At 75.1% G+C, this 15107-nt stretch carries 8 protein-coding genes; all 8 read left to right on the forward strand.

Going from position 1 to position 15107, the window contains the following annotated elements; genetic code table 11:
- The first annotated feature begins 116 nt into the window (after window positions 1-116).
- The 8 genes from OG624_RS33755 (at window position 117) to OG624_RS33790 (ending at window position 15096) form a co-directional block, all read left to right on the forward strand.
- The gene (locus OG624_RS33755; protein ID WP_051762529.1) at window positions 117-1688 is read left to right on the forward strand and encodes an argininosuccinate lyase; all 1572 of its coding nucleotides are present in this window, start codon (window positions 117-119) and stop codon (window positions 1686-1688) included.
- Window positions 1654-2664, forward strand: coding sequence for a GHMP family kinase ATP-binding protein (locus OG624_RS33760; protein WP_078909002.1), 1011 nt, complete (start codon window positions 1654-1656; stop codon window positions 2662-2664). Before OG624_RS33755 ends, OG624_RS33760 begins: the two co-directional genes overlap by 35 nt.
- Window positions 2665-2666: 2 nt before the next feature.
- Window positions 2667-4934 carry a pyridoxal-phosphate dependent enzyme gene (locus tag OG624_RS33765; RefSeq protein ID WP_371640191.1) on the forward strand — a complete coding sequence of 756 codons (2268 nt, stop codon included), beginning with the start codon at window positions 2667-2669 and terminating at the stop codon, window positions 4932-4934.
- Between the two features lie 74 nt (window positions 4935-5008).
- Complete coding sequence (locus OG624_RS33770; protein ID WP_033215383.1) at window positions 5009-5233, forward strand: MbtH family protein; 225 nt, start codon at window positions 5009-5011, stop codon at window positions 5231-5233.
- A complete protein-coding gene (locus OG624_RS33775) occupies window positions 5226-7019 on the forward strand; it encodes a condensation domain-containing protein (protein WP_371640192.1) in 1794 nt (597 codons plus the stop codon). The genes OG624_RS33770 and OG624_RS33775 overlap by 8 nt, the downstream gene beginning before the upstream one ends.
- Window positions 7016-10225, forward strand: a complete 3210-nt coding sequence (locus OG624_RS33780) for a non-ribosomal peptide synthetase (protein ID WP_371640193.1) — start codon at window positions 7016-7018, stop codon at window positions 10223-10225. Before OG624_RS33775 ends, OG624_RS33780 begins: the two co-directional genes overlap by 4 nt.
- A gap of 19 nt (window positions 10226-10244) precedes the next feature.
- On the forward strand, window positions 10245-13499 hold the full coding sequence (locus tag OG624_RS33785) for a non-ribosomal peptide synthetase (RefSeq protein WP_371640194.1): 3255 nt from the start codon (window positions 10245-10247) through the stop codon (window positions 13497-13499).
- A gap of 58 nt (window positions 13500-13557) precedes the next feature.
- Entirely contained in the window at window positions 13558-15096 is a 1539-nt protein-coding gene (locus tag OG624_RS33790) for an amino acid adenylation domain-containing protein (RefSeq protein ID WP_371640195.1), read from the forward strand.
- Window positions 15097-15107: the final 11 nt, after the last annotated feature.

The raw sequence follows: 15107 nt of genomic DNA on the forward strand, positions 1-15107 counted from the left end.
CCGGGGCGCCCGTGCCTCCCTCCACCCCGCCCCGCCCTTCGCGCGCCGTGCGCCGACGAGGCGTGCCCCGGCACGCCCCCGCGCCCCGCACCAGAACAGGAAACGGAACACACCACGTGACGAGTGACACCCCGGGGCCCGCCGCCCCCGAGCTGAGCGGTCGGATCCGCGGCGGCCCCGCCGAACTCCTCCACGACGAAGTGCTCGCCCCGCAGTTCGGGTTCGAGTCGCGCCACCTGCTGCGCCACTACGTCGCCATCGAGAAGACCCTGGCCGCCGAGTACGTCCGCATGGACCTGATCACCGCCGAGGAGGCCCACCGGATCGCCGTCCTGCTGGACTCCGTCGGGCCGGACACCCTCAGCGCGCAGCCCGGCGCCAACATGTCGGACATCGCCTTCGCCCTCGAACGGCACGTCGAGGCGGGCCTGCCCGCCCCGGTCGTGCGCTGGCACGCCGACCGCAGCCGCAACGACCTCCAGGCCTGCGCCCAGGTGATGTACGGCCGCGACCAGCTCGCCCGCTTCGCGGACGCCCTCCTCGAACTCGGTTCGGTCGTGCACCGGGCGGCCCTGGAGACCTGCGACCTGCCCATGCCGGGGTACACCCACTTCCAGGCCGCCCAGATCATCACCCCCGGCTTCCACCTCGCCGCGCTCTCCGAGCACCTGCTGCACACCCACGCCCGGCTGTTGACCGCGTACGACGGCATCGACGCCTGCCCGCTGGGCGCCGGCGCCATGGCGGGACAGGAACTGCCCTGGGACCGCGACCGGATGGCACGGCTGCTCGGCTTCTCCCGGCCGCAGCCCCATGCCCTGACCGCCGTGGCCTCGCGCCGCTGGAGCGCCGAACTGACCGCGGAGCTGAGCCTGCTGGGCACCGCGCTGAGCCGCTTCGCCACCGATCTGCTCACCTGGGGCGGCAGCGAGTACGGCTTCATCGAACTGCCCGACGAACTGTCCGGCATCTCCTCCGCCATGCCGCAGAAGAAGAACTACCCGGTCCTGGAACGCATCCGCGGGCGCACCGCCCACCTGACCGCCTTCCACTTCGACGTGCTCCTGGGCCAGCGCAACACCCCCTTCTGCAACCTCGTCGAGGTGTCCAAGGAGGCCGGCACCCACCTGTCGAACGCCTTCGACTCGGCCCACGGCACCGTCCGCCTCCTCACCGAGGTGCTGCGCAGGCTGACCTTCCGCGCCGACCGCATGCGCCAGGTCTGCGAGCGCGAGTTCCTCGGCGGCTTCAGCCTCGCCAACGCCCTCTGCCTCACCGAGGGGGTGCCCTGGCGCACCGCCCAGGTCGTCGCCGGGAAATACGTCGTGCTCGCCGCGACGGCGGGCGCCGCCCCCGCCCCGGGCGAACCCGCCCTGCTCGCGGAGGCGGCTGCCGGACACGGCATCACCCTCAGCGACCCCGCCCGGCTCCTCGCCGAGGCCTTCGACGTCGACCGGGGTCTGGAGCGCATGGTGTCCGCCGGCTCGGCCCGCCCCGACGCCGTCCGCGCCGTCCTGCGCACCCAGCGGGAGACGTACGAACGGCTCGGCGCCGACTGGCGGTCGCGCGCCGCCGCGATCCGCGCGGGCGCCGAGGAAGGCGACCGCTTCCTGTCCGGCACGCCCGGCGACGAGATCCAGGGGGAGGACGGCGATGGCACCCGCACCCGCGTACAGCACGCCCACTGACACCGTCACCGGCGCGGCCGCCGCTCCCGGCACGGCCGCCCAGATCGAAGCCGCCCCCGTCGGACCCGGCTCCGGCAGCGCCTTCGGCACCTTCGGCGAACTGCTCCAGGGCGCCCTGCCTCACCCGCAGGGAGACTTCCTGGTCACCTTCCCCCTCGCCCGCTGGGCCACCGCCGTGTTCCACCCCCGGCCCGGCCGCAGCGACGTCCAGGTCCGCCCGGCCCACAAGGCCAAGTCCCGTCGGGTCGCCGAGGCGGTCCTGGCCGCACTCGGCACGGCGGACGGCGGCCTCCTGGAGGTCGCCGGGGACCTGCCCGAGGGCAAGGGCCTGGCCAGTTCCTCCGCCGACCTGGTGGCCACCGTACGGGCCGTCGGGTCCGCCCACGGGCGCGCCTTCACCCCGGCCGAGACGGAGGACTTCCTGCGCGGCATCGAACCGGCCGACGGGGTGATGTACGACGAGATCGTCGCCTTCCACCACAGGGAGGTGCGCCTGGGTCGCCGCCTCGGCGTGCTGCCCCCACTCACCGTCGTCGCCCACGACGAGGGCGGCCAGGTCGACACCGTCGCCCACAACCGGGGCGCCCGGGCCATCGACGCCGCCGACCGGGAGGAGTACGCCCGCCTGCTGGACCGGCTCACCGACGCCGTGGCCCGCGGCGACCTCGCCGAGGTCGGCGCCGTCGCCACCCGCAGCGCCGAGATGAACGCCCACCGCCGCCGGCGCGCCGGATTCGCTGAACTGCACGCCCTGTGCCGCGAGGTCGACGGGCTGGGCCTGGTCCTCGCCCACAGCGGCACCATGCTCGGCGTCCTCCTGGAGGCGAACGACCCCGCCCTCGCCGGCAAGACCGAGCACATCCGGGCCGGCTGCGCCGCCCTCGGCGGAGAGGTGTCCGTACACCGCTCCCTCGGCGCCGACGACAGCTGGAGCCCGCAGGCCGCGCCCGCCCACCCCACCGAGCTGGAGATCTGAGCATGCTGTTCGACACCGTGACGGACGCGATCGGCGGGACCCCGCTGATCCGGCTGCGCCTGGGCGAGGCCCGCGGCGTGGAGGTCTACGCCAAGCTGGAACTGCAGAACCTCTTCGCGATGAAGGACCGCGTCGCCCGCAACATCCTGCTGGAGGCCCGGCGGCTGGGCACCCTGAAGCCGGGCGCGCCCGTCATCGAGAGTTCCTCGGGCACCATGGCCCTCGGCGTCGCCCTCGTCGGCCGCTCCCTGGGCCACGAGGTGCACATCGTCACCGACCCGCGCATCGACCCCGTCACCCTCGCCAAACTCCGCGCCCTGGGCTGCCGGGTGCACGTCGTCGAGGCCATGACCAGCCACGGCTGGCAGAGCGCCCGCCTGGAGCGGCTCGCGGAGCTGCTGGAGGAACTGCCCGGCGCTTTTTGGCCGCAGCAGTACACCAACCCGGACAACCCCGGCGCCTACCGCACCCTCGCCGGTGAACTCCTCGCGGACCTGGGGCGGTTCGACACCCTCGTCGGAGCCGTCGGCAGCGGCGGGTCCCTGTGCGGCACCGCCCGGGCGCTGCGCGAGGAACTGCCCGCCCTGCACGTCGTCGGCGTCGACTGCGTGGGCAGCGCCCTCTTCGGACAGCCCGACGTGCCGCAGCGGCTGCAGAGCGGGCTCGGCAACAGCCTGCTGCCGAAGAACCTGGACCGCACCCTCATCGACGAGGTCCACTGGCTCAACGACCACGAGGCCTTCGCCGCGACCTGGGACCTCGCCCGCGAGCAGCAGATCTTCGGCGGCAACACCTCGGGCTCCGTCTACCGGGTCCTCACCGGCCTCGCCGACCGCGCCGAGCCGGGGACCCGGATCGTCGGCATCCTGCCCGACCGTGGCGACCGCTACGCCGACACCGTCTACGACGACGCCCACTGGGACGCGAACCGGCTGCGCGAGGTGCCCACCGCCACCGCGCCCGCCCCCCTCGGACCCGACGGGACCGCCCGCACCTGGTCCACCCTCGCCTACAGCCCGCCCGCCGGGATCGGCCGGCACCTGCTGTTCGTGGAGTCCAACACCACCGGTACCGGCATGCTCGCGCTGGACCGGGCGCGCGAACTGGGCACCGTACCCGTCCTGCTGACCGGCGACCCCGACCGCTACCGGGGCCTTTCGGAGACCGGCGCCGAGGTGCTGCGCTGCGACACCAACTCCGATGCCGCCCTGCGCGCCGCCGTACAGGAGCGGTTCCGCCGCGAGGAGATCGCCGGGGTCACCACCACCAGCGACTTCTACGTACCGGCCGCCGCCCGGATCGCCCAGTGGCTCGGCCTGCCCGGCAACGCACCCGAGGCGGTGGCCGTCTGCCGCGACAAGTCCGCCCTGCGCGAGCGCCTGCGGGCCGCGGGCGTCCGCCAGCCCCGCTACGCCCTGGTCCGTGAGCCGGCCGGGGCCGCGGCCGCCGTCGCTCGCACCGGACTGCCCTGCGTGGTCAAGCCGGCCGACGACTCGGGCTCCACCAACGTCCTGCTCTGCGCCGACGAGTCGGCGGTCCGCGCCCAGATCGAGAAGATCCTCGCGATCGACACCAACGTACGGGGCATGCCCACCGCCCGCACCGTCCTCGTCGAGGAGTACCTGGACGGGCCGGAGTACAGCGTCGAGATGTTCGGCGGCGAAGGGCAGGCCGTGTGCGTCGGCATCACCGCCAAGTCCGTGACCGCCGGCCCGCACTTCGTCGAGCACCGGCACCTCTTCCCCGCCCCGCTGCCCGCCGGCACCGCCCAGCTCGTGATCGAGACGGTGACGGCGGCCCTGGACGCGGCCGGGATCCGGCTGGGCGCCACCCACACCGAGGTCAAACTGACCGCCGACGGGCCCGCCCTCATCGAGATCAACCCCCGCCCGGCCGGTGGCATGATCCCCGAACTGATCCGGCTCGCCACCGGCGTCGACCTCCTCGACGCGCAGCTCCGCGCCGCCCTCGGCCTGCCCCCGCACCTCAAAGCGGAAGAAGCCGGCCACGCCGGGATCCAGTTCCTCCTCGCCGACACCGACGGCACCCTGACCGCCGTCCACGGCGCCGACGCCGCGGCAGCGGTCGAAGGGGTCGAGTCGGTGCTGGTCACCGCCGCCCCCGGCACCCCCGTCCGCAGGCCCTGCAGCGCCTCGGACCGGCTCGGGCACATGATCGCCCGCCACGGGGAGCCCGAAGGCGTGCACGCCGCCCTCGACGCGGCCCGCGCCCAGCTCCGCCTGGACATCGAAGCCACGCCGTACTCCTGATCTTCCGTCATATCCGTACCGACGACGCGCCGTACGACCCGTACGACCGCACCCGATCCGAAAGGCGAACCGCCATGAGCAACCCCTTCGAGAACGACAACGCCTCCTACGTCGTGGTCCGCAACGACGAGCTCCAGCACTCCCTGTGGCCCGCCGCCAACCCCGTCCCGGCCGGCTGGGCCGTCGTGCACGGCCCCGACGGCCGGCAGGCCTGCCTGGACCACGTCGAGCGGGTCTGGACCGACATGCGCCCCGCCTCCCTGGTGGCCGCCCTCGCCGGGACCGCGGCCCGTGGCTGAGCCCGTCCACCGCACCGAGCACCCGTCCGGGCCCGACCCCGTACGGACCCTGCGCACCCTCTTCGCCGAGGTCCTCGGCCGCGCCGAGGTCGACGCAGGCCACAGCTTCACCGGGCTGGGCGGGGACAGCATCCAGGCGATCCAGGTCGTCAGCCGGGCCCGCGCGGCCGGCCTGGTCGTCAGCACCCGCGACGTGCTCCGCGCCGAGAGCGTGAGCGCGCTCGCCGCCACCGCCCGCGCCCGGAGCCGGGCGGGCGAGGACGCCGGCCCGGCCGTGCCCCCGCGCCGACTGGGCCCGCTGGCACCCACCCCCATCATGGGCTGGCTCGCCGAACTCGGCGGTCCCGTCGACACGTACAACCAGTCCCTGGTGCTGCGCACCCCGCCCGGCTTCGGGGCGGCCGCCGCCGAACGCACCGTCCAGGCCCTCCTGGACACCCACGAGATGCTCCGCCTGCGGCTGCCCGAAGGGATCGGGGCCGCCGGCGCCGAGCCCGTCGTACCGCCCGCGGGCTCCGTCGCCGCGGCGGACCTGCTGGAGCTCGTGGACGCCCGCGGGACGGGCGAGGCGGAACTCCCCGCCCTGACCCGGGAGCGGATGCGGGCCGCGCGGCGGCTGCTGTCGCCCCGCGAGGGCCACATGCTGCGCGCCGTACTCCTGGATCGGGGAGCCGGACAGCAGGGACGGCTCGCGCTCGTCGTCCACCACCTCGTGGTCGACGGAGTCTCCTGGCGCATCCTCCAGGACGACCTGCGCAGCTGCTGGACGGCCCTCGCCGAGGGCCGCGAGCCCGCCCTGGAACCGGCGGCGACCCCCTTCGCGCACTGGGCCGACCTGCTGCGCGCGGAGGCCACCTCCGGCCGTCGGACCACCGAGGCCGACCGCTGGGCCGCCGCCCTGTGCGAGGCCCCGCAGCCCCTGGCCGGGGTCCGCGCGCCCGGCGGACTCGACCCGGAGAGCCCGGAGAACACCCTCACGCTGACCCTCGGGCCGGACGTGACGGGCCCCCTGCTCACCACCGCGCCCGGCCTGGTCAACGGCACCGTCAACGACGTGCTGCTGACCGCCCTGGCCCTCGCCGTGCTCGGCCGGCGCGGCGCCGACGGCCAGGGCGCGGGCGACGAGGAGGGCGCAGTCCTCGTCGACGTCGAGGGCCACGGCCGGGAGGACGTGGTCGACGGCACCGACCTGTCCCGCACCGTCGGCTGGTTCACGACCGTGTGCCCCGTCCGCCTCGCCCTCGGCCGCCCGGACCTCGACGAGGCCCGCGCGGGCGGACCCGCGGTCGGCGCCGCCCTGCGTCTGGTCAAGGAGGAACTGCGCGCCGTACCCGACAAGGGCATCGGCTTCGGGCTGCTGCGCCACCTCAACTCCCTTACCGGGCCGGATCTCGCCGCGCGCGGCATCCCCGAGATCGGCTTCAACTACCTCGGCCGGTTCCCGATGGGCGGCGACGCCCCGTGGGACGCCGCGCCCGGGCACGACTTCGCCCTCGACGACGCCGACGCAGGCCTTCCGATGGCCCACGCCGTGGAGGTCAACGCGGCCGCCCACGAGGGCCCGGACGGCCTCACCCTCAGCGCCACCTGGACCTGGGCGGGCAACGCCATCCCCGGGAGTCGGGTCCACGACCTCGCGCAGGAGTGGTTCACCATGCTGCGCGCCGTCGTCACCCACGCCGCCCGTCCCGACGCCGGCGGGCTGACGCCCTCCGACGTATCCCTCGTCCAGGTCAGCCAGGCCGACCTCGACACCTTCGAATCCCAGCTCGGAGCCCTGCTGTGATCCCTCTGTCCCACGCCCAGCAGCGGCTGTGGTTCCACGCCCGGGACGGCGCCGACGGCGCGCTCTACCACATCCCCGTCGGGCTGTGGCTGCGCGGCGCCCTCGACCTCCCGGCCCTGCGGGCCGCGCTCGCGGACGTGAGCGGCCGCCACGAGGCGCTGCGCACCGTCTTCCCCGACGACGCGGGCCGCCCCCACCAACGGGTCCTGGACCCCGTCGACGCCGTCCCGGTGCTCACCGTCACCGACTGCCCGCCCGCCGAACGTGCCCGGAAGGCCGAGGAGGCCTCGTCCCGGCCCTTCGACCTCGCCGCCGAACCACCGCTGCGCGCCGACCTGTTCACCGACGGCGCCGAGGACCACTACCTGCTCCTGGTCCTGCACCACATCGCGGGCGACGGCCACTCCGTGAACATCCTCGTCCGCGACCTCGCCGCCGCCTACACCGCCCGGTGCGCCGGCCGGCCGGCCGCATGGCCCGAACTGCCCGTCCAGTACCCGGACTACGCGCTGTGGCAGCGCGAACTCCTCGGCCCGGCCCAGGACCCCGACTCGCTGCACGGCCGGCTGCTCACCCACTGGGCGGCCGTCCTCGACGGCCTGCCCGAGGAACTGGCCCTGCCCGCCGACCGCCCCCGCCCGGCCATGGCCGGCCACCGGGGCGCACTGGTCGAGGCACGGACCGACGCCGCCGCCCACGCGGGACTGGCCGCGCTGGCCCGGGAGGCCCGGGCCACCCCGTTCATGGCCGTCCAGGCCGCCTTCGCGGTCCTGCTCACCCGCCTCGGCGCCGGCACCGACCTGCCGATCGGCTGCCCCGTGGACGGCCGGGAGGACGAAGCCCTCACCGACCTCGTGGGCCTCTTCGTCAACACCCTGATCGTGCGCGCCGACACCTCAGGCGACCCCACCTTCACCGAGGTGCTGGGCCGGGTGCGCACCGCCGCCCTGGAGACGTACGCCCACCAGGAACTGCCCTTCGAGTCGCTGGTCGAACGCCTCAACCCGGCCCGCTCGCCCGCCCGCCACCCGCTCTTCCAGGTCGCCGTCGCCGCCCAGCGCACCGAGGCACAGCCCCCCGTCTTCGCGGGCCTGCGGGCACGGGTGGAGGCGGTACGCACCGACACCGCCAAGTTCGATCTCACCCTGGAGGTCGAGGAGCTCCACGACCCGGCCACCGGGCGACCCCTCGGCCTGGCCCTCGGCCTGGAGTACGCGAGCGACCTGTTCGACGAGGCCACGGCCCGGCGCCTGCTGGACCGCCTCGTCCACCTCGTCGGCGCCGTCGTCCGCGACCCCGCGGTCCCACTGTCCGCACTCGACGTCCTGCTGCCCGGGGAGCGCGCCGACCTCCTGGAGCACTGGCAGGGCGCCCCCGTGGTCCCCGACGCCCGTACCGTCCACGGGGCCTTCGAGGAGCGGGCCGCCGCCCACCCGGGCCGCCCCGCCGTGCTCTGCGCCGGCCGGGAGACCACCTACGGCGAACTCGACGCGAGGGCCGACCGGATCGCCGGACGGCTGCGCGCCCTCGGCGTCCGGCCGGGCGAAGCCGTGGCCGTCCTGATGGATCGCTCGGCCGACCTCGTCGCCGCCTGCCTGGGCATCCTCAAGGCGGGCGCCGCCTACCTGCCGCTGGACGCGCGGGCCCCGCGCGCCCGGACCGAGGCCGTGCTCACCGCGTCGGGGGTCGCCGTCCTCGTCACCGACGTCCCGGACGGCGGACCCCTACCGGCGGGCCCGCGCCACGTACTGCGTCCGGACGGGCGGCCCGACGTGGAGACCGGGACGGACGGGACGGGTGTGCCGGGCGGGCACGCCGACGCGCTCGCCTACCTGATGTACACGTCCGGCTCCACCGGCACCCCCAAGGGCGTGGCCGTCGCCCACCGCGAGGTCGTCGCCCTCGCGACCGACGGGCGCTGGCGCGGCGGCGCGCACGAGCGGGTCCTCTTCCGCTCCCCGCACGCCTTCGACGCCTCCACCTACGAACTGTGGGTGCCGCTCCTGAACGGCGGCCTGGTCGTCGTCGCGCCGCCCGGCGAGCTCGACGTCGACGCGCTGGCCCGGCTGATGGTCGAGGAGAAGGTCACCGGGACCTTCCTCACCGCCACCCTCTTCAACGTCCTCGCCGACCGCTGCCTGCCCGCGCTCGGCACCCTGCACGAGGTGATGACCGGAGGTGAGGCCGCCTCGCCGTCCATGGTCCGCCGGGTCCGCGAGGCCTGCCCCCGCACCACCGTCACCAACGCCTACGGCCCCACCGAGACCACCACCTTCGCCGCGACCTTCGCCGTCGGCCCGGGCCAGGAGGCCCCCGACGGGCAGGTCCCCATCGGCCGCCCCCTCGACGGTACGCAGCTGCACGTCCTGGACGAGCGGCTCGGCCTCGTGGCGCCCGGCGTCATCGGCGAGCTGTACATCGCGGGCGCCGGACTCGCCCAGGGCTACCTCGGCCGGGCCGCGCTGACCGCCGAACGCTTCGTCGCCTGCCCGTACGGCCCCCCGGGCACCCGCATGTACCGCTCCGGCGACCTGGCCCGCCGGACCCCCGACGGGCAGGTCGAGTACCTCGGCCGCGCCGACCGGCAGGTCAAGATCCGCGGACTGCGCATCGAACCCGCCGAGATCGAGCACGCCCTGGCCGGCCACCCGGCCGTGGGTCAGGCCGCCGTCACCGTCGTGGACACGCCCGCCGGTCCCGCGCTCGCGGGCTACGCCGTCCCCGCCGAGGGAACCCCCGCACCCGATCCGCGGGAGCTGCGCGAGCACCTGCGCGCCACGCTGCCCGACTACATGGTGCCCGCCACCCTCACCCTGCTCGACGCCTTCCCCGTGACCGCCAACGGCAAGACCGACCTGACGGCCCTGCCCGTGCCGGGCCCGGCGACGGCCGGCGGCGCGACGGCCCGCCAGGAACCCCGCACCGACGACGAGCGCGCCCTGTGCGCGATCTGGGAGCAGGTCCTGGGCGTGCCGGAGATCGGCGTCCACGACAGCTTCTTCGATCTCGGCGGGCACTCCCTGCTCGCCACGCAGCTGCTCGCCGAGGTCCGGGACCGGTTCGGCGGCGTCGTCGGCATCCGCCAGTTCTTCACCGGCCCCACCGTCGCCGAACTGGCCGCCGCCCTGACCGCCGCCGCGGCCGCCGACGCCGGCGCCGAGGACCCGCCGATCGTCCGCCGGGCCCGCCGCACCCAGACCGCCTGACCACCGAAGGAACACCACCGTGAACCACCCGCCGTCCACCCCCGCCCCTTCCGCCGCCACTCCTTCCGCCGCCGCCCCGGCCGCCCGCTCCCTGGTCGAGGACGTCCTGCCGCTCTCCCCGCTCCAGGACGGCATCCTTTTCCACGCCCTCTTCGACGAGGAGGAACACGACGTCTACGTCGCCCAGTTGCTCCTCGACCTCGACGGCCCCCTCGACGCGGACCGGCTGCGCGCCGCCGCCGACACCGTCCTGGAACGGCACGCCAACCTCCGCGCCGGCTTCCTGCGCCGCGCCACGGGCGAGCCCGCCCAGGTCGTCCAGCGCGGCGTACGGGCCCCCTGGCAGGAGGTGGACCTCTCCGGGCTCGGCGAGACCGAGCGCACCGCGGCCGTCGACACCCTCCTCGCCGAGGACCGCGCCACCCGCTTCGACCTCGCCCGGCCGCCGCTGCTGCGCTTCACCCTCGTCCGCACCGGCCCGCTGTCCCACCGGCTGCTGCTGACCTACCACCACATCGTGATGGACGGCTGGTCCTGGCCGGTCCTGGTCCGCGAACTCCTCGCCCTGCACCACGCCGACGACGCCCCGCTGGGACCCGTCACCCCCTACTCCGCCTTCCTGAGCCGGCTCCACAGCCGCGACACGACCGCCGCCCAGGACGCCTGGACCCGCGCCCTGGACGGCCTGCCGGGCGGAACCCGCACCGCGCCGGTGTCCCCGCAGCCCGGCTCGGTCCTGCCCGACCGCGTGGAGACGTACCTCCCCGCCTCCCTGACCGAACGGCTCGGCGCCCTCGCCCGTGCCCACCGGATCACCTCCGGAACCCTCCTCCAAGGCGCGTGGGCCCTCCTGCTCGGCCGGCAGATCCGCTCCGAGGACGTGGTCTTCGGCGCCATCGTCAGCGGCCGCGACCCCGAACTGCCCGGCGTCGCCGACATCGTGGGCCTGTGCATCAACACCGTGCCGGTCCGGGTCCGCATCGACCCGACGGAGTCCCTCGTCGCGCTGTTCGAGCGGCTCCAGGACGAGCAGGCGCGCCTGATCGACCACCACCACCTCGGTCTGGTCGAGATCCAGCGACTCGCCGGAGCGGGCGAACTCTTCGACTCCTGCGTCGCCTTTCAGAACTATCCGGTCGACGCGGCCGGCCTGGCCGCCCTCGGCGCGGGCGGGCTCCAGGTCACCGGCGTGGACCCGTACGACGCCGCCCACTACCCGCTCTGCCTGACCGCCATCCCCGGCGACCGGCTGCGGCTGCAGATCGACCACCGGCCCGACGTCTTCGACCGCGACACCGCCCAGGCCCTGCTGGAACGCCTCGTCCGGCTCCTGGAAGCCGTCGCCGAGGACCCCTCGTGCCCGGTGGGCACCGTGGACCTGCTCTCCCCGGCCGAACGCCACCGCGTCCTGGTCGAATGGAACGACACCGCCCGCGACGAGGACTACGCGGAGGTCGTCGACCGCGTACGACAGCAGGCCGAGCGCCGCCCCGACGCCGTCGCCATCACCGACGACACCGGCCGCACGCTGAGCTACGCGGACCTCGTGGCCCGCGCCGACGCCCTCTCCCTGGCCCTGCTCGCCGACGGGGTACGCCCCGGTGACCTGGTCGCCGTACTCAGCGAGCCCACCGCCCGCGTCCCCGTCGCGATGCTCGGCATCCTCGGCTCCGGTGCGGCCTACGTCCCCCTCGACCCCGAGGGCCCCGTCACCCGTACCGCCGACCTTCTGGCGAACGGCGGGATCGCCCGACTGCTGGCCGCCCCCGAACAGCGCGCCCGCGCCGAGGAGATCGCCGCCGCCGTCCCCGGCGGCCTGCCCGTCCTCGTGATCGACGACGCGGCCGCCGCGACCCCGGACGAGCGCCCCGCGCCGGCCGGCGCACCCGACGCCCTCGCCTACGTCTGCTTCACCTCGGGCTCCACCGGCAAGCCCAAGGGCGCCATGGTTCACCGCCGGGGCATGAACAACCACCTGCTGTCCAAGGTCGAGGACCTCGGTCTCGGCGACGGCGACCGCGTGGTGATGAACGCCCCGCTCACCTTCGACATCTCCGTGTGGCAGATGCTCGCCCCGCTGATCACCGGCGGACAGGTCCACCTGGTCACCCGCGACACCGCCCGCGACCCGGCCGCCCTCTTCGACGACGCCGCCCGCCGGGGGATCACCGTCCTGGAGACCGTGCCCTCCTTCGTCCGCGCCGCCGTCGACCTGTGGGACACCGGCGTGCTCCCGCCGGCCCTGCCCGAGCTGCGCTGGTTCATCGTCAACGGCGAGGTCCTGCCGCCCGAACTGTGCACCCGCTGGTACGCCCGCCACCCGCAGGCCGCGATCGTCAACGCCTACGGCCTCACCGAGTGCTCCGACGACAACACCCACGCCTTCATCGGCCCCGACGTGCACGCCCAGCTGGAACACGGCCGACTGCCCGTCGGACGCCCGCTGCGCAACAACTCCCTCTACCTGCTGGACGCCGCGCTCGCCCCCGTACCGCCCGGCGTGCCCGGCGAACTCTTCATCGGCGGAACCGGCGTGGGCCCCGGCTACCTGCGCGACCCGCGCCGCTCCAGCGAGCGCTACGTCCCCGACCCGTTCTCCGCCGTCCCCGGCAGCCGGATGTACCGCACCGGCGACCTCGCCCGGATGCGGGCCGACGGCCAGCTCGACTTCCTCGGCCGCCAGGACCACCAGGTCAAGGTCCGCGGCAACCGCATCGAGCTCGGCGAGGTGGAGACCGCGCTGCGCGCCGTGCCCGGCGTCGGCGAGGCCGTCGTCGCCGTCGACCGGGACCACGCGGGCCAGCAGCGCCTCATCTGCTACTTCACCGGGACGCCCGGCGCCGAGGAGGTCCGCACGGAGTTGGGCCGCACCCTCCCCAACTACATGGTCCCGTCGCTGTTCCTGCACCTGCCGCAGTTCCCGCTCACCGTCAACGGCAAGCTCGACCGCAAGGCGCTCCCCGACCCGGCCACCGTGCACCGACCGGCCGGACGGCTGCCGGTCACGCCCGCCGAGAAGACGGTCTGCGAGATCTTCGCCTCCGTCCTCGGCCTCCAGGAGGCCGGCATGGACGACGACTTCTTCGCCCACGGAGGCCACTCGCTCCTCGCCACCCGCCTGGCCGGCCGCATCGGCGCCGAACTCGGCGTACGGCTGAACATCCGCGACCTCTTCGAGACGCCCACCCCCGCGGGCATCGCCGCCCGCCTCACCGAGGCCGCCGGCGCACCCGCCCGCCCGGCGCTGCGCCCCCGCTCCCGCGACCAGGCCTGATCACGTCCGACCGCGCGCCGCGAAGAGCCCCGACCGCACCCCCAGGAGAACCACCACCATGAGCCCGACCGACACCACCCCCGTGCCCCTGCGCATCGCGCACCGGGCCGAGCTCACACCCGAGGCCACCGCGGTCCGCGCCCCCGAGGGGGAGCTGACGTACCGCCAGTTCGACCGGCGGGCAAGCGCGGTGGCCGAGGAGCTGCGCGCGGCGGGCGCCGGGCCGGAGGACACCGTGCTCCTGGGGGTGCGCCGGGGCGTCCACTGGGCGGTGGGGCTGCTCGGCATCTGGTACGCCGGCGCGGCCCCCCTCCTGGTGGACCTCGACGCCCCCGACGAGCGGCTGCGTACCCTGCTGCGGGCCGCCGGCACCCGACACGCGGTCACCCAGGACACCTACGCCGCCGCGATGCTGCAACGCCGCACCGGGAGCGAGCTGTTCTGGGCCTCCACCACGACCGCGGCCCCCACCTCGGCGTTCCGGCCCGTCGACATCGCACCCGGGTCCCTCGCCTACGTGCTCTTCACCTCCGGATCCACCGGCCTGCCCAAGCCCGTGGCGGTCGGCCACCCCGGACTCGCCGCCCAGGTCGCCACCCTGGCCGAACGCTACGAACTGACCGGGCAGGACCGGGTCCTGCAGTTCGCGGCCCCCGCCTTCGACGTCAGCCTGGAGGAGGCCCTGCCCACCTGGTGCACGGGCGGCGCCGCCGTCTTCGTCGAGGACAACGTCCTCTCGCCCGCCGAACTGGAGCCGTTCCTGGAGGCGGAGAGGATCAGCGTCGTCAACCTCCCCACCCCGTACTGGACGCAGTGGGCCAAGGACGTGGAGCGCGCCCCCAGGCCGCTGCCGTCCGCACTGCGCCGCGTGGTGATCGGCAGCGACGCGGGCCGCACCGCGGACCTCACGCGCTGGACGACGTCCGGTCACCCCCCGGTGATCAGCTGCTACGGCCTCACCGAGTCGACCATCACCGCCACCTCCTACGAGCCGGGACCGCCCGAACCGGCCGGCTTCACCGGCGACGAGCTGATCCCGCTCGGCGAACCCCTGGCCGGCGTACGGGCGTACGTCCTCGACGAGGAGCTGCGCGAGGTACCCCCCGGCACCGCGGGCGAGCTGTACCTGGCGGGCTCCTGCCTGGCGCGCGGCTACCACGGCCGGCCGGGCCTGACCTCCGAGCGGTTCGTCGCCGACCCCTTCGCCGACGCCCCAGGCGAGCGCATGTACCGGACGGGCGACCGTGTCACCCGCGCCCCAGGTGGGCCGCTCGTCTTCCTCGGGCGCGCCGACGACCAGGTCAAGATCCGCGGCCACCGCGTCGAACTCAAGGAGGTGGAGGCGGCCGTGGCCGCCCACCCCGACGTCGTCGACGTGGTCGCCCGCGCCGTCGCGGCGGCCGACGGACCCCAGCTCGTCGCCTGGGCCGCCGTCACCCCCGGCAGCCCCCTCACCCCGGACGAGCTGCGCCGACACCTTCTGGCCAAGATGCCCGGGTACCTCGTACCGGCCGTGGTCACACTGATGGAGCGGCTGCCCCGGACCCCGGGCGGCAAGCTCGACCCCAAGGCGCTCCCCGCGCCCGCCCCCCGATGAACCCGCACCCC

This window comes from Streptomyces virginiae, assembly GCF_041432505.1.
Taxonomy (GTDB): Bacteria; Actinomycetota; Actinomycetes; order Streptomycetales; family Streptomycetaceae; genus Streptomyces; species Streptomyces virginiae_A.

Coding starts and splice junctions, on each gene's coding strand:
- OG624_RS33760 (WP_078909002.1), top strand. CDS start 1,654: ATGGCACCCGCACCCGCGTACAGCACGCCCACTGACACCGTCACCGGC.
- OG624_RS33765 (WP_371640191.1), top strand. CDS start 2,667: ATGCTGTTCGACACCGTGACGGACGCGATCGGCGGGACCCCGCTGATC.
- OG624_RS33770 (WP_033215383.1), top strand. CDS start 5,009: ATGAGCAACCCCTTCGAGAACGACAACGCCTCCTACGTCGTGGTCCGC.
- OG624_RS33790 (WP_371640195.1), top strand. CDS start 13,558: ATGAGCCCGACCGACACCACCCCCGTGCCCCTGCGCATCGCGCACCGG.